Source organism: Streptomyces sp. NPDC127092, from assembly GCF_042722475.1.
Taxonomy (GTDB): domain Bacteria; phylum Actinomycetota; class Actinomycetes; order Streptomycetales; family Streptomycetaceae; genus Streptomyces.
Genome location: NZ_JBHXFE010000006.1, coordinates 1 through 18,850, shown reverse-complemented (window position 1 = coordinate 18,850; position 18,850 = coordinate 1). Strand labels below are relative to the sequence as shown.

Below are 18,850 nucleotides of genomic sequence, written 5' to 3'. Positions count from 1 at the left end.
GAACTGATATGGCCAAGCGAATCGACGTCAGCGGCCTCTCCGCGTACTACGGCAACCACAAGGCGATCGACGACATCTCGATGACCGTCGAGCCGCGCTCCGTGACGGCCTTCATCGGCCCGTCCGGCTGCGGCAAGTCCACCTTCCTGCGCACCCTGAACCGCATGCACGAGGTCACCCCCGGCGGCCGCGTCGAGGGCAAGGTGATGCTGGACGACGAGAACCTGTACGGCGCGGGCGTCGACCCGGTCGCGGTGCGCCGCACCGTCGGCATGGTCTTCCAGCGCCCGAACCCCTTCCCCACCATGTCGATCTTCGACAACGTGGCGGCGGGCCTGCGCCTCAACGGCAAGTACAAGAAGTCCGAGCTCAACGACATCGTCGAGCGCTCCCTCAAGGGCGCCAACCTCTGGAACGAGGTCAAGGACCGCCTCAACAAGCCGGGCTCCGGCCTCTCCGGCGGTCAGCAGCAGCGCCTGTGCATCGCCCGCGCCATCGCGGTCGAGCCGGACGTCCTGCTGATGGACGAGCCCTGCTCGGCCCTCGACCCGATCTCCACCCTCGCCATCGAGGACCTGATCGGCGAGCTGAAGGAGCGCTTCACGATCGTCATCGTGACGCACAACATGCAGCAGGCCGCCCGCGTCTCGGACCGCACCGCGTTCTTCAACCTGGCGGCGGTCGGCCAGCCCGGCAAGCTGATCGAGCTGGACGACACCGAGCGCATCTTCTCCAACCCGAGTGTCCAGGCGACCGAGGACTACATCTCCGGCCGCTTCGGATAAACACGTCATGCGGTGCTGCATGGCGGTGCCACCGCACGACGAAATGGGCCCGGCTCCCCCCAAGGGGAGCCGGGCCCAACCATGTGACGGGAAGACTGTCAGCCGAAGAAGAGCTGCACCACGTAGAAGCTCACCGCGGCGACCAGCGCCGCCGCCGGCATGGTGATGAACCAGCCCAGGATGATGTTCTTGGCGACGCCCCAGCGGACCGCGTTCACCCGCTTCGTCGCGCCCACACCCATGATCGCGGAGGTGATGACATGGGTCGTGGAGATCGGCGCGTGGAAGAGGAACGCCGAGCCGAACATGATCGAGGCACCGGTGGTCTCGGCCGCGAAGCCCTGCGGCGGGTCCAGCTCGATGATCTTGCGGCCGAGGGTCCGCATGATCCGCCAGCCGCCCGCGTACGTACCGAGCGAGAGCATCACGGCGCACGCGATCTTCACCCAGATCGGGATCTCGTCGCCCTGCTGCTGCACGTCCGCGATGACCAGGGCCATCACCACGATGCCCATCGTCTTCTGGGCGTCCTGGAGACCGTGGCCGAGCGCCATGCCGGCCGCCGAGACGGTCTGGGCGATGCGGAAGCCGCGCTTGGCCTTGTGCGGGTTGGCCTTGCGGAAGATCCACAGGATCGCGCACATGACCAGGTAACCGGCGATCAGACCGACCACCGGCGAGACGAACATCGGGATGACGATCTTCTCGAGGACACCCGACCAGATGACCTCCGTGCCACCCGCGAGCGCCGCGCCCACCATGCCGCCGAACAGCGCGTGCGAGGAGGAGGACGGAAGACCGAAGTACCAGGTGACGAGGTTCCAGATGATCGCGCCGACCAGCGCGGCGAAGAGGATGCCCATCCCCTTGTCGCCGTGCGGGGTCTCGATCAGGCCCTCGCTGACGGTCTTGGCGACGCCGCTGCCGAGGAAGGCACCGGCGAGGTTCATGACCGCGGCCATCGCGAGCGCCGCCCGCGGGGTCAGCGCCCGGGTCGACACCGAGGTGGCGATGGCGTTCGCGGAGTCGTGGAACCCGTTCGTATAGGTGAAGCCGAGCGCGACACCGATGGTCACGATCAGAGCGAAGGTGTCCACGAAGCCTCAGGACTCCTTGACGGCGATGGTCTCCACCGTGTTCGCCACGTGCTCGAAGGCGTCGGCGGCCTCTTCCAGCACATCCACGACCTGCTTGAGCTTCAGCACCTCGATGGCGTCGTACTTGCCGTTGAAGAGGTGGGCGAGCAGCTTGCGGTGGATCTGGTCGGCCTGGTTCTCGAGCCGGTTGACCTCGATCCAGTACTCGGTGAGGTTGGACATGGTCCGCAGGTTCGGCATGGCCTCGGCGGTCAGCTCGGCCGCCCGGGCCAGCACCTCGATCTGCTGCTCGACGCCCTTGGGGAGCTCCTCGATGTTGTAGAGGACGACCAGGTCGACGGCCTCCTCCATGAAGTCCATGATGTCGTCGAGGGAGGAGGCGAGGGAGTAGATGTCCTCGCGGTCGAACGGCGTGATGAACGAGGAGTTCAGCTGGTGGAAGATGGCGTGGGTCGCGTCGTCGCCGGCGTGCTCCGCTGCCCGCATCCGTTCCGCGATCTCGGCCCGGGCGGACGGCTCCGCCCCGAGCAGTTCCATCAGGAGCTTGGCGCCCGTGACGATGTTGTCCGCGGACGCGGCGAACATGTCGTAGAAGCTCGTCTCCCTGGGGGTCAGACGAAATCGCACGTGGGGTCCTCGGGGTGCTGGGTTTCGGTCAGGCTGATGCTAGGCGCATCATCCGGCCACGGCTAACCGGCGTCCCTTCAGTGTCGCCCATCAGGCACAGTGATCTGCACGGGCCCCCGCCCCGATTCGCGGGGATCGGTACCATATACCCACGAGGGGTATGACCACCCTTTCTGGACAGCGGGAGGACGCGATGACGACCACCGAGGCGGCGGCCGAGGTCACCCCCGAGACCGCCGAGACGGCCGGCCACGAGCACGGCGTGCACGGCTACCACAAGCAGAAGGACGAGCACCTCAAGCGACTGCGCCGGATCGAGGGCCAGATCCGCGGCCTCCAGCGGATGGTCGACGAGGACGTCTACTGCATCGACATCCTCACCCAGGTCTCCGCCTCGACGAAGGCGCTGCAGTCCTTCGCCCTCCAACTCCTGGAGGAGCACCTGCGGCACTGCGTCGCGGACGCGGCGACCAAGGGCGGCGACGAGATCGAGGCGAAGGTCGAGGAGGCCACGAAGGCCATCGCGCGCATGATGCGCACCTGAGGCCGCTACGGCCGGCGGCCGTCGCCGCCGACCCGGAGCACCTCGTCGATGCGGTCGGCGCTCAGCCGCTCCTCGTCGATCGCCGAGGCCGCGATGATCAGCTCACCGCACAGCTCGATCTCGGCCAGGGCGACGCACTCGGGATCGCCGGGCGCGGTCGCGGTACCGGTACCGGGCGGCGGAGCCATGCGCGTTCACCTCTTCCTGCCGACGTCGTCTCCCAGCGTAGGGAGCGGTGCACGGACCGCACATGACACGTCCGGACCATTTGCCGATGGTTCGCAAGAGAGGATCAGGCCCAGGAAGGATCAGGCCTTGATCTTTCCGGCGTAGATGTCCGAGCGGTCCGGCAGCTTCACCGTCACCCGCGCCCCGAAGCCGTACAGCAGCGTCGTCGAGGCGACCGCGACCGTGCGGCCCTGGTTGGTGAAGCTGAACTGGTGGCGCACCTTGCGCAGCCGCCCCTCCCGGTCCAGATACGCGTCGAACGGCACCGTGTCCGTGGTGAACCCTTTCGCCGCCGCGGCCAGCGCCCCGCGCACCTGCGGCGATGCCAGCCGGGCGGCCTCCGCGATGTCCGCGACACCGCGGTAGTGCCGGACCTTCACCCCGGCGAGCTCGATCTCCCCGACGTACGTCACCCGGCGCGCCCCGCGCAGCAGCTCGGCGGCGGCGGCCGGGTCGGTGGCCCCGCCGGTGACGAGGTTGCCGTCGTCGAGGGCGGTGGTGTCCACCCGTACCCACTTGTCGGCGGGCACGCCCGCGCCCCGGTTCTTCATGTACAGCGCGCCGGGCGCGAGCAGCTCCGTGATCGGCCGGTGCTCGCTCTCCCCGGCGGCGTCCTTGGGCAGCACCACCTGGAGGCTGCCGGTGCGGCGGCGGAAATCGTAGAGGCCCTCGCCGCGGATGGTGACCCGGGTGCCGCCGGAGGCCATCTCCATGGACGTGCTCGCCTTGGACGACCCGGCCCGGGTCAGCCCCTCCGCCGCGCCGCGCACGGTCCGCACGGGATCGCCGCCCGGCGCGGCGTCGTCACCGGGAGCGGCACAGCCGCCGACCACACCGCCGCCGAGCACCAGCGCCACGGTCACGACCCACACCCCGCCCGTGCGCCCGTTCCGCACCACCATCGCCTGCCAACCCCCAACGCCCTGCCGCCGCTGTCCGGATCCCGCCCACCGGATAACGACGGTCCGGGCGCCCCGTCACGCGCAGTACGGTGGTGGACGTGCATCACACGGAGACCACGGAAAGCGGTTCGTTCGCCTTCGCCCGATGCAGCTGCGGCTGGCGGGGCCCGGCCCGCAGATCCCGCGACCGGGCCCGTGCGGACGCGGAGGCGCACACGGAGGAATCACGCGACGTGAGCCGGGCCTCCTGACGGACCGCACCGCCTGCCGGGCTGCACCGCCTGACAGCCGGTACCGGCTGACGGGCCGCACCGCCTGACGGGCCGCACCGCCTGACGGCCGGTACCGGCTGACGCCCCGGGCCTTCCGACGCCCCGGGATCAGGCGGCGAGGTCGCTCTCGTCGGCGCCGAGCCGGGGCTCCGGGACGACGGCGGTCTCGGCGACGGCGGGCCGTTCGGCGGCGCGGCGGGAGCGCACCAGCCGGCCGCCGTGCCGGGACCGGGCGACGGCCGAGACGACCGGGGTCAGCAGGGCCAGCGCGAACGGCGCGAGCAGCAGCGCGACGGCGGTGCCGAGGGCGAGTCCGCCGACGACGTCGGTCGGGTAGTGGACGCCCATGTAGACCCGGCAGAAGGCCTCGGTGAGGGCGAGCCCGATGGCGAGCAGGCCGAAGCGCCGGTGCGCGACGAAGACCCCGACGGCGATGGCCATCGCCATGGTGGCGTGGTCGCTGACGAAGCTGTAGTCGGTCTTGCCGGCGACGAGGACCTCGAGCCCCTGGTGGTCCTTGAAGGGCCGGGGGCGCTCGACGAACCCGCGGATCGGGATGTTGACGAGGAGTGCGATGCCGGCCGCGAGCGGAGCCCACAGGAGCCCGGCGAGACCGGCGACGGAGTCACCGGCCGTACCGCGCCGGCGGACGCTCCACCAGCAGCCGAGACCGACGAGGACGAGGCCGAGCATGATGCCGTACTCGCCGACGAACTCCATGACGCGGTCGAACCACGGCGGGGCGGCCTTCGCCAGCCCGTTGATGTCGTAGAGCAGGCTGACATCGGGGTTAGAAGCGTCCGATGCGAGTCCAGCCATCTGCTGAGGCCCCTTGCTCTCGTGTGTTGGTGTCCAACCCCCGTGGTCAGAGTGGTCGGATCGGGAAACGATCCACCCGAGGGCAGCGTTCCGCTCTCCACCCAAGATCACTAGGACGTTATCGAAAGGTGACGGCCCGTCGCAGCCCAGGGCCGAAGGCTCACGCAGCGTGGCTCACGAACTCACTCCACCCGCCCGCGACTCCCGGCCCGGTCGCACCCCGGCCGCCACCCCGCCCGCCACACCCCGGCCCGTCACTGCTGCGGCAGATGCGTCGGCAGGGCGGCGGCGCCGTCCTCCGTGACGCGGGTCGCCCCGAAGTAGTCGGGCGTGTCGATCCGGTCGAAGCGGATCACCGCACCGGTGCGCGGCGCGTCGATCATGTAGCCGCCGCCGACGTAGATGCCCACGTGCCTGATCGCCCGAGAGTTCGTCAGATCGTCGGAGAAGAAGACGAGATCGCCCGGCAGCAGCTCGTCCCTGCTCGGATGGGGCCCGGCGTTGTACTGGTCGTTGGCCACGCGCGGCAGGCTGATCCCGACCGACTCGTACGCCGCCTGGGTGAGCCCCGAACAGTCGAACCGCCCGCCCTGCGCCGCCGTGCCCGTACCGCCCCAGAGGTACGGCGTGCCCAGCTTCTGCTGCGCGTAGTAGATCGCCCCGGCGGCCTGCCGGGACGGGTCGACCCGCCCGACCGGCCGGGCGAAGCTCTTCTCCAGCGAACGGATGATCCGCACGTAGTTCTGCGTCTCGCTGATCCGCGGGACGCCACCGGACTTGATGACCCGGTAGGCGCCCGCGTTGTAGGCGGCGAGCATGTTGTTCGTACGGTCGCCCGGCACGTTCTTCACGTAGCCGGCCAGCTCGCAGTCGTACGAGGCGGCCGACGGGATCGCGTCCTTCGGGTCCCACACGTCCCGGTCGCCGTCCCCGTCCCCGTCGATGCCGTGGGTGGCCCAGGTGCCGGGGATGAACTGGGCGATGCCCCGGGCGTTCGCCGGCGAGACGATGGTCGGGTTCCAGCCGCTCTCCTGGTACAGCTGCGCGGCCAGCAGCGCGGGATTGATCGCCGGGCAGAGATTGCCCCACTGCTGCACCAGCCCCTGGTACGCGGCGGGCACGGCGCCCTTGGCCAGTGCCACGGTCCCGTTCTTCCCGTTCCCGGCCCCTCCGAGGATCCCGGCGGCGGCGGAGTACGTCCCGACGACGAGCAGCGCGACGAAGGTGAGGCAGATCCCGACGACCCCGCCACCCACCAGCCACGCCTTGCGCGCCTTACGCACCGTCAACCACCCCTCGGCTCCTGGCAGTACGCCCCGCCGCCCCAGTCTAGGCGGGCACCGGCGCCGGAGGGCGTGGACGAACCGGACGCGACGGACTTCTCCGCACCGCGCGGCGCCCCAAAGGTGCCACAACGACAATCATTGCCCGGAGTCACCCTGCGTGATACACAGAGTGACCATACGCGTCCTCGCATACAAACCGGCCACACCACCGCAGGTCAAGACGGTCGGATCGGTCAAGTGTGCGGGGATCGGGTAAAGAGAGCCGTCAAGCCGTCACACGCGAGCGGTTTCATCAGCGAAGATAGGGTCGACGACCCATGCCATCCGGCAGGGGCGACGAACTACCCAACAGGGGCGGTGAGTTACATGTACCTGGCGGCCGAGAAGGGCGACATCACCACCATCATCGGTGGAATCGCCCCGAACTGGGGGCCTTTCGGGAGCCTCGGTGCCGAAGCCAAGGTGATGATCGAGGTCGTGATGGCCGTGGCCATCCTGCTCTGCCTCGGCATCGCCATCTGGGGCGCGGCCAAGCAGCGTATCGGGGCCACCGCCCTGCGCGACACCTTCAGCGCCGAACAGGGCAAGGGCCTGATCGTGGCCGGCCTGACCGGCGTCTTCATCATCGGCTCGCTGGGGACGCTCTTCACCATCGTGTACGGGATGGCCGTCTGACGGCCGTCTGACCCGTTTCTCACCACCGAGGTCGCGTTCCCTGATGTCCAGTCACCACGCCGCGCCCGCGCGGAAACCAGCACGGCTTTCGTCGTACCCGCGAACGGTCGAGGGGGCGTACCCGGCATGAGCTTCGGCGACGAGCACGACGGCCAGACCCGCACCCGACTCCCCGAGACCGGCGCCGGCACCCGGCCCCCCGCCCGGAGCGGCCGCTCGCTGTTCGCGGTGGTCGGCGTGGTGATCCTCCTGGTCGCCGCCATCGCCCTCGCCAACCGCGGCGACGGCACCTCCGACTCCGGCACCGGCGGCACGGACCCCGACGCCCGGCCCGGCGCCGCAGCCCCGACCTCCCCGACGGGCGTCCGCCCGGTCACCGGCAAGAACGGCACCATCCCGACGGGCTTCGCGCACGACGAACAGGGGGCACAGAGCGCGGCGGCGAACTATGCGGTGGCGCTCGGTTCGGTGGACATGTTCCAGCGCGGCCCGCGCGAGGCCATCGTCCGGGCCATCCACGACCCGGCCGTCGCGGACGGCCTGGTGAAGAGCCTGGACGAGTCCTACTCGGCCGGCTTCCTGGCCAACGTGGGTCTCGGCCCCGACGGCACCGCCCCTACGGGACTGACCTTCGTCTCCCGCACGATCCCGGTCGGCACCACGGTGACGGAGTCCGGAGGCGACACGGCGACCGTCGAGGTGTGGTGCACCGGTCTGGTCGGCCTCGCCGGCGAGGGCTCCACCAAACCGGTCACGTCCACGTGGTTCACCATCACCGAGAAGCTGAAGTGGGTCGGCGGCGACTGGAAGGTCGTCAGCTCCGAGCAGACCGAGGGACCGACGCCGGTCAACGGTGACAACCGCGCCTCCGTGGCGGACGACATCGCCAAGGCGGTCGAGGGATACGGAGGCTTCACCTATGCCCGCTAGCCGACGACTCCCGCTGCGCGCGCTGGGCGCCGGCGTGGCGGCCCTGCCCGCCACGCTCGTCCTGTTCGCCTCGTACGCCCACGCGGCGCCGACACCCACCCCGACACCCACGCCGAGCGCAACGCCGTCCCCGGGCGCCAGCAACAACCCCTGCGACCTCATCGTGGGACAGGCCCGGGAGTACTGCGAAAACGGCCAGCAATCCCCCGGCTCCCGCGCCCGGCTCGACGACCCCAACGCCGCGCTCGACCCGCTCTCCTCCCTCGCCAACGGCTGCGCCAAGGCCGCCGCCTGGACCGTCGACACCCTGTCGAAGGCCGTGAAGGAGACCGCCGCCGTCGACTTCACGAACCTCGAGTTCCTCGGCCGCTACGCCATCGTCTTCGCCGCCGCCACCTTCCTCACCCTCCTCCTCTGGCTGCTCGCCGTCGCCAAGCGCGCCATCCGCGGCGTGCCGCTGACCACCGCGATCTCCGAGGCCATCGGGTTCCTCTGGCTGACGGTCCTCGCCTCCGCCTTCACCCCGCTGATCCTCTACACCGTCGTCAACGCCACCGACGCCGTCACCGAGGTCATCGCCTCCGGCACCGGCCAGCAGACCGACGTCTTCTTCGGCAGCTTCAAGCAGGCCCTGGAGAAGGGCGACAGCATCGGCGGCGGGCCGATCATGCTGATCATCGTGTCCCTGGTGACGATCCTCGCCGCCGGCGTGCTCTACCTCGAACTCGTGCTGCGCGCCGTGCTGCTCTACGTCGGCGCCCTGCTCGGCGTCGTCGTCTACTCCGGGCTCGTCGACAAGAACATGTGGGGCCACGTCCGCCGCTGGGCGGGCATCATGATCGCGGTGATCCTGGTCAAGCCGGTCATCGTCATCGTCCTCGGCCTCGCCGGCGCACTGTCCTCCGGCACCGGACCCGACGCGTTCTCCGCCGTCGTCTCCGGCCTCGCCATCATCCTGCTCGCGATCTTCGCCTCCGCGATGATCTACCGCTTCGTCCCCGGCTTCGGCGACGAGATCATCGCCTCCCGCAACAACCGCCTGCACCGCGCCGGCGAGAACGCCGCGGCCGCCGTCATCTCCTCCCCCGCCTCCCTCGTGTCCCAGGGCATCAAGACCCACAGCACCCGCAGCGACGGCGGAGGCGGCGGCCAGCCCTCCGGCGGCAGCACGCCCCGCCCCGCCAACCCGCTCTCCGGCGGCGTCGCCGCCCACAGCAGCCGCGGCTCCTCGGGCGGTGGCGGTACGGGTGCCACGCCCGCACCCCGTAACAGCAGTCCCACCGCGGGCACCCCGCACAGCAACCGCAAGAACTCAGGAGCAGGAGGTGCAGGGCGTTGACGACCCAGTCCCAGCCGGTCTCGCCCCGCCGCACGTATCTCATCGGCCGCGCCCGGCCGAACGCGATCGTCGGCAAGAACCGCGAGACCGGCGAGATCGCGCTCATCATCGCCGGCGCCTTCCTCGGCATGATGAGCGGACTGATCGTCCCCGTGCTGTCCCTGCGCATCGTGCTGCTCATGGGCTTCCCGCTGATCGCCCTCGCCATGGTGTACGTGCCGTACAAGCACCGCACGTTCTACAAGTGGTTCGAGATCAACCGCAGTTACAAGCGCATGCTCAAGCGCGGCACCGCCTACCGCTCCGCCGCCGTCGAGGCCGGCACCCGCCTCGACGGCCGCGAGGTCGAGATCGGCCCGCCGCCCGGCATCGGCCGGATCAGCTGGCTCTCCGCGCCCTTCGGCCCCGACGAGATCGCCGTCCTCCTGCACGCCGACCGCCGCACCGTCACCGCCGCCATCGAGATCGAGGGCCCCGGCGTCGGCCTGCGCGACTCCGAGGACCAGGAAGCCCTCGTCGACCGCTTCGGCACCCTCCTCAAGCACGTCGCCAACGGGGACGGCTTCGTCACCCGCCTCCAGATGCTCGCCCGGACGCTCCCCGCCGACCCCGACGCCCACGCCAAGGACGTCGCCCAGCGCGGCGACCACCAGGCCCCGGCCTGGCTCCAGGAGTCGTACGACCAGCTCCAGTCCATGGTGTCGACCTCCAGCGAGCAGCACCGCGCCTACCTCGTCGCCTGCATGCACTACACCCGCGAGCTCGCCGCCGAGGCCAACGCCATGGCCCGCGCCGCCCGTCACGCCTCCGGCGCCCGCAAGCTCGACCGCGACGCCGGCCTCGCCGTCGTCATGGCCCGCGAGCTCACCGACATCTGCGCCCGCCTCGCCGAGGCCGACATCCGCGTACGGCAGCCCCTCGGCCAGTCCCGGCTTGCCTCCCTCGTGCACTCCATGTACGACCCGGACCACCCCATCGACCACATCCAGGCCATGACGAAACGAAACGCTTGGCCGGCCGAGCTGGACGCGATGGAGCCGACGTACCTCCAGGCCAAGACGCGCGAGTCCGCCACCCGCGCCCCCTGGTGCCACGCCACCGCCTGGGTCAAGGAGTGGCCGATGACGCCCGTCGGCGTCAACTTCCTCGCCCCGCTGCTCGTCCACACGCCCGACGTCATCCGCACCGTCGCCGTGACCATGGACCTGGAGCCCACCGAGGTCGCCATCGAGCGCATGCTCACCGAGAAGACCAACGACGAGGCCGAGGCCTCCCGCCAGGCCAAGATGAACCGCACCGTCGACCCGCGCGACATCGCCGCCCACGGCCGGCTCGACCAGCGGGGTGAAGATCTCGCCAGCGGCGCGGCAGGCGTCAACCTCGTCGGGTACATCACCGTATCGGCGCGCTCCCCCGAGGCCCTCGCCCGGGACAAGCGCACGATCAGGGCCTCCGCCGGCAAGTCCTACCTGAAGCTGGAGTGGTGCGACCGCGAGCACCACCGGGCCTTTGTGAACACCTTGCCGTTCGCGACCGGCATCCGCCGCTAGGGCCGAAGGGGCACAGACCGATGCGAGATCCGCTGTCCGTCCTCACCGAAGCCTTCACCTCCTTCCTCTTCGGCAAGGTCGAGACGACCCGCCTGCCCGTGCGCACCTCCACGGGCCAGGCCCAGGCCGTCTACCTGCCGACCGCGGCCCCCGGCCTCGGCGACTCCGGCGTGATCATCGGCCGCGAGGTCTACAGCGGCAAGGGGTACATCTACGACCCCTTCCAGCTGTACGGCCAGCAGCTCCCGGCCCCCCACTGGCTGGTCCTCGGCGAGTCCGGCAACGGAAAGTCGGCCCTCGAGAAGACCTACGTCCTGCGCCAGCTCCGCTTCCGCGACCGCCAGGTCGTCGTCCTCGACGCCCAGGGCGAGGACGGCGTCGGCGAATGGAACCTCATCGCCCAGCAGCTGGGAATAACTCCCATCCGGCTCGACCCGATGGTCGCCAACGACGACGGCATCCGCCTCAACCCCCTCGACCCCGCCATCACCACCACCGGCCAGCTCGCCCTCCTCCGCACCATCATCGAGGTGGCGATGGGCCACGGCCTCGACGAGCGCTCCGGCTTCGCCCTCAAGGTCGCCCACGCCTACGTCACCGAGCACATCACCGACCGCCAGCCGATCCTCACCGACATCGTCGAGCAACTCCGCCACCCCGAAGCCGAGTCCGCCGAGGCCATGAACGTCGACATAGACGACGTACGGGCCTGGGGCCTCGACGTCGCGCTCGTCCTCGACCGTCTCGTCGACGGCGACCTGCGCGGCATGTTCGACGGCCCCACCACGGTCGGCATCGACCTGGACGCCCCCCTCATCGTCTTCGACCTCTCCCACATCGACCGCAACTCCATCGCCATGCCGATCCTCATGGCGATCGTCGGCGTGTGGCTGGAACACACCTGGATCCGCCCCGACCGGAAGAAGCGCATCTTCCTCGTCGAGGAGGCCTGGCACATCATCAACAGCCCCTTCGTCGCGCAGCTCTTCCAGCGCCTCCTCAAGTTCGGCCGCCGCCTGGGCCTCTCCTTCGTGGCGGTCGTCCACCACCTCTCAGACGTGGTCGACGGAGCAGCGGCCAAGGAAGCCGCCGCCATCCTCAAGATGGCCTCCACCCGCACCATCTACGCCCAGAAGGCGGACGAGGCCCGCAACACCGGCCGGGTCCTCGGCCTCCCCCGCTGGGCGGTCGAGATCATCCCGACCCTGACACCCGGCATCGCGGTCTGGGACGTCAACGGCAACGTCCAGGTCGTGAAGCACCTCATCACCGAGAACGAACGGCCGCTCGTCTACACGGACCGCGCCATGACGGAGTCGTCGTCCGTCACCGACCAGGAACTGGAGTGGGAGACGGAACAGCGCGCGATGCTCATCGAGCAGCAGATGAACGACCAGTCGACGGTGGCGTGACGTGGAGAAGGAGGCACGACAGCAGGGCGGCGGCATCCCCGACGGTTTCGTGGTCGGGCTGCTCGCCCTGCTGCTCGGCCTCGCCGCCCTGATCTGGACGGCGACCGGCCTGGCCGGCCTGCTGGCCCACGGCGGCTGGCCCCCGGGCGTCACCTTCACCCGCACCCCGCAGGCCCTCCGCTCCCTGATGACCGCCCCGACGGACCTGGCCGCCGCGTGGCCGACGACACCCCCGGAGACCCTCTCGGGCTACGGCCTCTTCTGGGGGCTGGCGATCGGCGAGGCGATGGTCCTGACCGTCCTCGCCGTCTTCGCCCTGGGCACCTTCGCCCGCTGGCGCACGGTCCGGGCGACCCGCAGGACGCACACACGGCGTACGACGCCCCCGAACCCGACGCCCGCACGAACCCCGGCACCACGCCGCCCCGAGAACCACCCGCTCACGAAGAACCCGCCGATCACGCAGAACCAGCCGGTCACGCAGGACCAGCCGCTCGCGGACGAGCGCCCCCTCGCGGATGACCGCCTGCTCGCGGATGACCGGCCCTCCACGGATGACCGTCCCTTCACGGATGACCGGCCTCCTCGTCAGGCCCTCGCGGACGACCGCCACCTCGCGGAAAGCCACCCGCTCACCGAGGCCCCTCCGAGCAAGGCCCATCCAAGCGAGGCCTATCCACGCGAGGCCCGCCCAAGCGATGGCCCGACGGCTCCCCCGGCCACCCCCCGCCTCGTCTACGCCCCCGCCGCCACCCGCCGCCCCACCGCCGCCCAGGCGGTACGGGACGCCGAGGGCGCCGCACTCGTCGTGACCTCCGACCCGTCCCTGTGGGCCGACACCAAGGACGCCCGCGCCAAGCTGGGCCCGGTCCTCGTCTACGACCCCGGCCACCTCTGCGACACGCCCGCCCGGCTCCGCTGGAACCCGGCCGATCAGTGCGAGGACCCGGACACGGCCCGGGAACGCGCGGTGGCCCTGCTCGCGCCCGTACGCCCCCAGTCGCGTCTCGACGCGGCCGTCGCGGACACCGCGGAAACGCTCCTGCGCTGCTGGCTGCACGCCGCCGCCATAGACGGCCGGCCGTTCAAGCAGGTGCACCGCTGGGCCCAGGGCGCCGACGCTCATGAGCCCGTACGGATCCTCCGTACGCATCCCAAGGCCGCCGCCGGACACGCCGGACTCCTCGAATCGGCCCTCACGGCGCACCCCGAACGCCGCCGGGCGGCGCAGGAACTGACGGCCCGTGCGCTGTCCGGTCTGTCCTCGATCCACATCAGGCAGGCGTGCACGCCGAATCGAACGGATTCGCTCACGCTGGCATCTTTCGTCGCCGAGCAGGGCACCCTGTACGTGGTGGGTGAACCGATCGAGGATCCGCGCACCCACCCGGGCGCGATGCCCCTGCTCACCGCGCTCGCCGCAAGCGTGGTCGAGCACGGCCGCCGCATGGCCGCACGGTCATCCGACGGTCGGCTCGACCCACCACTGACGCTCGTCCTCGACGACGTCGCGGCCGTCGCCCCGATCCCGACACTGCCCGAACTCGTCACCAGGGGCGAGGACATCGGCCTGCCGACCCTCGCCCTGATGCGCTCCCAGGAACAGGCCAGGTCCCGCTGGCCGGAGCACTCCTCGCTCAGCCGCTAGGCCCGCGCCCGCGGCCGCGGGATCTCGTACTCGACCTCGACGCCCGTCGCGTCCCCCGGCATCGGGACCGTGTCACCGGACGCGACGAAGCCGAACTTCCGGTAGAAGGCCGCCGCCCGGGCGTTGTCCTCGTGCACGTACAGCCGCACCCGCTCGATCGCCGGCTCCGGCAGCGACCACGACCAGTCCACCGCCGCCCGGAACAGGGCGTCCGTCACCCCGGCGCCGCGCGCCTCGGGCCGTACGAACACGCCCACGACGTGCGTCTGGTCGACCTTCGCCGCGTCGCCGAACCGCACCTCGTCCGAGGGCCGCTCGACCAGCACGCTCACCGAGCCGATCCAACGGCCGTCCGGCGTCTCCGCCACGAACTGACGCACCCGCCCGTCACCGGTCTCGGCCGCGCCCGCGGCCCGGCCCTGCCAGAAGGAGTCGGGCTGCGCGGAGGCGTCCTCGTACGTCTCGAGGAAGGCGATGTGCGCGACCGGGTCCTGAAGCGCGGCGAGCCGCAGCTCGCGCACCTTCTCCCACTCGTCGGCACGGACGGTGCGTATCGAATAGTCCATGCGCCTGATCCTCGCTACCTCCCCACGCCCCTGACAAGGCATTTTGCCCGTCGACCAGCCCACAGCCCCGCGCACACCGCCACCCGTCGCCCCCGTTGCACGCCGCAAGACCGCACCCACCACCCGACCACGACCCGACCCGCCGTCGTACCCCGGTACGACACCCGCCGCCCACCGCCCACCCACGGTCCGACGCCCCCGCCCCGCCCGCTCCCTAGCGTCGTCACCATGATCCGAGCAGAGAGTCTCACCAAGCGCTACGGCGACCGGACCGTCGTCCGCGACCTCTCCTTCACCGTCCGGCCCGGCTCCGTCACCGGCTTCCTCGGCCCCAACGGCGCCGGCAAGTCCACCACCCTGCGCATGCTCCTCGGCCTCGACGCCCCCACCCACGGCCGCGCGACCATCGCGGGCCGCCCGTACGCGGAGCATCCCGCCCCGCTCACCCAGGTCGGCGCCCTCCTCGAAGCGCGCTCGCTCCACCCGGGCCGCACCGCCCGCCACCACCTCACGGCCCTGGCCCTCACCCACGGCATCCCGCGCTCCCGCGTCGACCACGTCCTCGACGTCACCGGACTCACCGAGGTCGCCGACCGCCGGGTCAAGGGCTTCTCGCTCGGCATGGGACAGCGCCTCGGCATCGCCGCCGCCCTCCTCGGCGACCCGGCCGCCGTCGTCCTCGACGAACCCGTCAACGGACTCGACCCCGAGGGCGTGCTGTGGATCCGCACGCTCCTCAAGTCGCTCGCCGCCGAAGGCCGCACGGTCCTCGTCTCCTCCCACCTGATGAGCGAGACGGCCCTCACCGCCGACCACCTCATCGTCATCGGCAAGGGCCGGCTCCTCGCCGACACCACCGTCACCGACCTCGTACGGGAGGCCGGCGGCACCACCGTCAAGGTCGTCAGCCCCGACACCGACCGCCTGCGCACCCTGCTGACAGACCTCTCCGGGCCCTCCGCGGTACGGGTGACCACCGAGGACCGGGACACGCTCCGGGTCTCCGGCCTCGACGCCGCCGACATCGGCCGCACCGCCGCCGCCCACGGCGTACCGCTGTACGAACTCACCCCGCAGAGCGCCTCCCTGGAGCAGGCGTTCATGGACCTCACCCACGACTCCGTCGAGTACCAGGGAGCCGCCGCATGAGCACCTACGGCATCACCCCCGCCCGCGTCCTGCACGCCGAATGGCACAAGCTGTGGACGGTCCGCTCCACGTGGGCGACCCTGCTGACCGCCGTCACGCTCGTCCTCGGCGTCGGCATCCTCATGGGCACCACGTACACCTCCGACGGCGGCGACTCCGACGTCGACACCGTCGTCCTCACCCTGTACGGCTCGCAGCTCGGCGGCATCGCCCTCGCCGTCCTCGGCATCCTCCTCACCGCCGGCGAGTACGCCACCGGCCTGGTCCGCGCCACCCTCACCGCCGTGCCGCGCCGCCTGCCGGTCCTGTGGGCGAAGGCCGCGGTCTTCACCGGCGTCGTCTTCACCGTCTCCCTCCTGACCGCCCTGGTCACCTTCCTCACCGCGCAGATCTTCCTAGGCGACACCGACCAGGCCGCCTCCCTCACCGACGACGGCGTCCTCGCCGCCATCGCCGGAAACGCCACCGGCGTCACCCTCCTCGGCCTCGTCGCCCTCGGCCTGGGCGCCGCACTCCGCTCGGTGCCCGGCGCGCTCGGCGCGTTCATCGGCGGCGTGATGGTCCTGCCGGAGGTCCTCGGGATGCTCCCGTACGAGAGCATCGACACGGCCATCCGCTACTTCCCCACCCAGGCCGCCGGCGCCCTCGGCTCCGCCACCCCGCTCCCCGGCGCCGCCGCACCGGGCGCGGCGCTCGCGGCCCTGCTCCTGTGGGCGGCCGCGTCCCTTGCCCTCCCGGCACTCCTGCTCAGGCGCCGCGACGTCTGAAGAGGACGAGGACAAGGAGAGGCACCGGACACAGAGCCAGGGAGGCGGGGCATGGGTGAGGATGTGCGGGTGGTGACGACGGAGATCCCGGGGCCGACGGGCCCGAGCCGCTACGTCCAGCGCGCGCTCGCCAAGCTCCGCGCCTTCGACAGGGCCCGCCCCCGTGTCTGGGACGCGGTCCTGACCGCCGGCTGGACGCTGGCCGCGCTCGTCGACGCGGCCGGCGGCTGGCGGAACACGGCCCGCGATCCGTCCGTACCCGCCTGGCTGGTCGTCACGACCACCCTCGTCCTCTCCGTCCCGCTCTATTGGCGCCGCCGCCGGCCGACGGCGGCACTCGCGGTGATGGCGTGCGGGGCGCTCGTCAGCTCGGTCTCGGGCGCCTTCCTGCAGGCAGCCTTCCTCCAGGCGATCCCCGTGTTCCACATCGCCCTGAACCGGCGGCCCCGTGCCCTGCTGTGGTCCGCCGCCCTGATCGTGCCGCCGCTGGCGACGGGCGCGCTGCGCTGGCAGGCGGAGACGTGGGACGTGTACGTCGTCCCCAACCTGTGGGCGTACGCGATCGTCGCCCTCCTCGGCATCACGGTCCGCTCACGCCGCGAGGAACGCGAGCAGGAGGTCCGCCTGGCCGCCGCGGACGAACGGGCCCGCATCGCCCGGGAGATGCACGACATCATCGGCCACAACCTCTCGGTGATCACCGGCCTCGCGGACGGCGGCCGGTACGCGGCCGCCAAGAACCCCGAACGCGCCGCGCAGGCCCTCGACGCCATCGGCACCACGAGCCGCCAGGCCCTCTCGGAACTGCGGCGCCTGCTCGGCGTCCTGAGGGAGGAGGACGAGTCCGCGGCACGGACCCCGCAGCCCGGCCTCGCGGATCTGCCGGTCCTGATCGAGGGCGTACGGGAGGCAGGGCTGCGTGTCCGTACGCACCTGGCCCCGCCCGCCCACGCCCTGTCCCCCGGCGCCGAACTGACGGTGTACCGGGTGGTGCAGGAGGCGCTGACGAACACCCTGAAACACGGCGGGGAGGCGGCCGAGGCCACGGTGACCCTCGCGTACGAGCCCGAGGCCCTGGTCGTCACGGTCACCGACACCGGCAGGGGAGCCGCGAATCCGGGGCAGGGCCAGGGACTCGCGGGAATGCGCGAGCGCGCGGCGCTCTACGACGGCACACTCGAATGCGGCACGCCACCGGAAGGCACCGGCTGGCACGTAAGCCTCACGCTTCCCAGGGAGGACTCCCCCTCGTGACCACGGTCCTGATCGCGGACGACCAGCCGATGCAGCGCTTCGGCTTCCGCATGCTGCTGGAGAGCCAGGACGACATGACGGTCGTCGACGAGGCCGCCAACGGCACGGAGGCCGTACGCCTGGCCGACCGCCACCGCCCGGACGTCGTCCTGATGGACATCCGCATGCCCGGACTCGACGGCATCGAGGCCACCCGCCGCATCGTCGCCACCGGCGACCGCACCCGCGTCCTCATCGTCACGACCTTCGACCTGGACGAGTACGCGTACGAGGGGCTGCGCGCCGGCGCGAGCGGCTTCCTGGTGAAGGACGCCCAGCCCGAGGAACTCCTCGCCGGCATCCGCGCGGTCGCGAGCGGCGACGCGGTGGTGGCCCCCAGCCTGACCCGCCGCCTCCTCGACACCTACCTCCACCACCTCCCGCAGTCCCCGAAGCCGGCCGCCGCTGCCGCCCCCAGGCAGGACCCGCGCTTGTCGGCCCTCACGGACCGCGAGCGCGAGATCCTGACCGTCATCGCGCAGGGCTGGACCAACACGGAGATCGCGGCCCGCCTCCACCTCGCGGAATCCACGGTGAAGACCCACGTCACCCGCATCCTCGCGAAGACGGGCTCGCGCGACCGCGTGCAGGCGGTCATCCTGGCGTACGACACGGGCCTGGTGACGCCGGCGGCCTGAAAGGGCTCGTAAACGCAGAAAAGCCCCGCACCATGAGGTGCGGGGCTTTCCCACAATGATTGTTCGGCGGCGTCCTACTCTCCCACAGGGTCCCCCCTGCAGTACCATCGGCGCTGAAAGGCTTAGCTTCCGGGTTCGGAATGTAACCGGGCGTTTCCCTAACGCTATGACCACCGAAACACTATGAAGTTGAACCGCCGCGCACCCGAAAGGGGGGCGTGTTCGTTACTTCAGAACTAACACAGTGGACGCGAGCAACTGAGGACAAGCCCTCGGCCTATTAGTACCGGTCAGCTCCACCCATTACTGGGCTTCCACATCCG

At 71.0% G+C, this 18,850-nt stretch carries 19 protein-coding genes and 1 rRNA gene; 12 read left to right on the top strand and 8 right to left on the bottom strand.

Annotated elements, in window-relative coordinates:
• Positions 1-8 precede the first annotated feature (8 nt).
• Positions 9-785 carry a phosphate ABC transporter ATP-binding protein PstB gene (gene pstB, locus ACFWJO_RS06900; protein WP_386863763.1) on the top strand — a complete coding sequence of 259 codons (777 nt, stop codon included), beginning with the start codon at positions 9-11 and terminating at the stop codon, positions 783-785.
• A gap of 98 nt (positions 786-883) precedes the next feature.
• On the opposite strand, the gene ACFWJO_RS06895 is transcribed toward pstB, so the two are convergent.
• Together ACFWJO_RS06895 and ACFWJO_RS06890 are read right to left on the bottom strand one after the other, a co-directional pair.
• Positions 884-1,882, bottom strand: coding sequence for an anion permease (locus ACFWJO_RS06895; RefSeq protein WP_384409948.1), 999 nt, complete (start codon positions 1,880-1,882; stop codon positions 884-886).
• A 6-nt stretch (positions 1,883-1,888) separates the two neighbouring features.
• Positions 1,889-2,509 carry a DUF47 domain-containing protein gene (locus ACFWJO_RS06890; RefSeq protein WP_386863762.1) on the bottom strand — a complete coding sequence of 207 codons (621 nt, stop codon included), beginning with the start codon at positions 2,507-2,509 and terminating at the stop codon, positions 1,889-1,891.
• 193 nt (positions 2,510-2,702) lie between these two features.
• Between ACFWJO_RS06890 and ACFWJO_RS06885 the strand changes: the two genes are divergently transcribed.
• Positions 2,703-3,053, top strand: a complete 351-nt coding sequence (locus tag ACFWJO_RS06885; protein WP_384410354.1) for a metal-sensitive transcriptional regulator — start codon at positions 2,703-2,705, stop codon at positions 3,051-3,053.
• A gap of 5 nt (positions 3,054-3,058) precedes the next feature.
• On the opposite strand, the gene ACFWJO_RS06880 is transcribed toward ACFWJO_RS06885, so the two are convergent.
• From ACFWJO_RS06880 to ACFWJO_RS06865, 4 genes are all read right to left on the bottom strand, one after another.
• Entirely contained in the window at positions 3,059-3,241 is a 183-nt protein-coding gene (locus ACFWJO_RS06880; protein WP_384409943.1) for a hypothetical protein, read from the bottom strand.
• Between the two features lie 120 nt (positions 3,242-3,361).
• Complete coding sequence (locus ACFWJO_RS06875) at positions 3,362-4,183, bottom strand: hypothetical protein (RefSeq protein WP_386863761.1); 822 nt, start codon at positions 4,181-4,183, stop codon at positions 3,362-3,364.
• 380 nt (positions 4,184-4,563) lie between these two features.
• Positions 4,564-5,274: a phosphatase PAP2 family protein gene (locus ACFWJO_RS06870; protein ID WP_386863760.1), complete on the bottom strand. Its 711-nt coding sequence runs from the start codon at positions 5,272-5,274 to the stop codon at positions 4,564-4,566.
• 254 nt (positions 5,275-5,528) lie between these two features.
• Entirely contained in the window at positions 5,529-6,563 is a 1,035-nt protein-coding gene (locus ACFWJO_RS06865) for an NlpC/P60 family protein (RefSeq protein ID WP_386863759.1), read from the bottom strand.
• Between the two features lie 363 nt (positions 6,564-6,926).
• On the opposite strand from ACFWJO_RS06865, the gene ACFWJO_RS06860 reads away from it, so the two are divergent.
• From ACFWJO_RS06860 to ACFWJO_RS06835, 6 genes are all read left to right on the top strand, one after another.
• Positions 6,927-7,235 carry a hypothetical protein gene (locus ACFWJO_RS06860; RefSeq protein WP_046908545.1) on the top strand — a complete coding sequence of 103 codons (309 nt, stop codon included), beginning with the start codon at positions 6,927-6,929 and terminating at the stop codon, positions 7,233-7,235.
• Positions 7,236-7,361: 126 nt separating this feature from the next.
• Positions 7,362-8,165, top strand: coding sequence for a hypothetical protein (locus tag ACFWJO_RS06855; protein ID WP_386863758.1), 804 nt, complete (start codon positions 7,362-7,364; stop codon positions 8,163-8,165).
• Positions 8,155-9,504 carry a hypothetical protein gene (locus ACFWJO_RS06850; RefSeq protein ID WP_386863757.1) on the top strand — a complete coding sequence of 450 codons (1,350 nt, stop codon included), beginning with the start codon at positions 8,155-8,157 and terminating at the stop codon, positions 9,502-9,504. Before ACFWJO_RS06855 ends, ACFWJO_RS06850 begins: the two co-directional genes overlap by 11 nt.
• Positions 9,501-11,054 (top strand): SCO6880 family protein, encoded by a 1,554-nt coding sequence (locus tag ACFWJO_RS06845; RefSeq protein WP_384409930.1) that lies wholly within the window; start codon positions 9,501-9,503, stop codon positions 11,052-11,054. The genes ACFWJO_RS06850 and ACFWJO_RS06845 overlap by 4 nt, the downstream gene beginning before the upstream one ends.
• A 20-nt stretch (positions 11,055-11,074) precedes the next feature.
• On the top strand, positions 11,075-12,466 hold the full coding sequence (locus ACFWJO_RS06840; RefSeq protein WP_386863756.1) for an ATP-binding protein: 1,392 nt from the start codon (positions 11,075-11,077) through the stop codon (positions 12,464-12,466).
• A gap of 187 nt (positions 12,467-12,653) precedes the next feature.
• Complete coding sequence (locus tag ACFWJO_RS06835) at positions 12,654-14,114, top strand: type VI secretion protein (protein ID WP_386863926.1); 1,461 nt, start codon at positions 12,654-12,656, stop codon at positions 14,112-14,114.
• On the opposite strand, the gene ACFWJO_RS06830 is transcribed toward ACFWJO_RS06835, so the two are convergent.
• Positions 14,111-14,680, bottom strand: coding sequence for a GNAT family N-acetyltransferase (locus ACFWJO_RS06830; RefSeq protein WP_386863755.1), 570 nt, complete (start codon positions 14,678-14,680; stop codon positions 14,111-14,113). The two genes, ACFWJO_RS06835 and ACFWJO_RS06830, sit on opposite strands and share 4 nt — an antisense overlap.
• 228 nt (positions 14,681-14,908) lie before the next feature.
• On the opposite strand from ACFWJO_RS06830, the gene ACFWJO_RS06825 reads away from it, so the two are divergent.
• Genes ACFWJO_RS06825 through ACFWJO_RS06810 form a run of 4 tightly spaced genes read left to right on the top strand, consistent with a single transcriptional unit; the run spans position 14,909 to position 18,527 of the window.
• On the top strand, positions 14,909-15,829 hold the full coding sequence (locus tag ACFWJO_RS06825; protein WP_386863754.1) for an ABC transporter ATP-binding protein: 921 nt from the start codon (positions 14,909-14,911) through the stop codon (positions 15,827-15,829).
• Positions 15,826-16,596, top strand: a complete 771-nt coding sequence (locus ACFWJO_RS06820; protein ID WP_386863753.1) for an ABC transporter permease — start codon at positions 15,826-15,828, stop codon at positions 16,594-16,596. Before ACFWJO_RS06825 ends, ACFWJO_RS06820 begins: the two co-directional genes overlap by 4 nt.
• A 51-nt stretch (positions 16,597-16,647) precedes the next feature.
• A complete protein-coding gene (locus ACFWJO_RS06815) occupies positions 16,648-17,850 on the top strand; it encodes a sensor histidine kinase (RefSeq protein WP_386863752.1) in 1,203 nt (400 codons plus the stop codon).
• Positions 17,847-18,527, top strand: coding sequence for a response regulator (locus ACFWJO_RS06810; protein WP_386863751.1), 681 nt, complete (start codon positions 17,847-17,849; stop codon positions 18,525-18,527). Before ACFWJO_RS06815 ends, ACFWJO_RS06810 begins: the two co-directional genes overlap by 4 nt.
• 61 nt (positions 18,528-18,588) lie before the next feature.
• Here ACFWJO_RS06810 and rrf read toward each other — a convergent pair.
• Positions 18,589-18,705, bottom strand: a 5S ribosomal RNA gene (rrf, locus tag ACFWJO_RS06805).
• Positions 18,706-18,850: the final 145 nt, after the last annotated feature.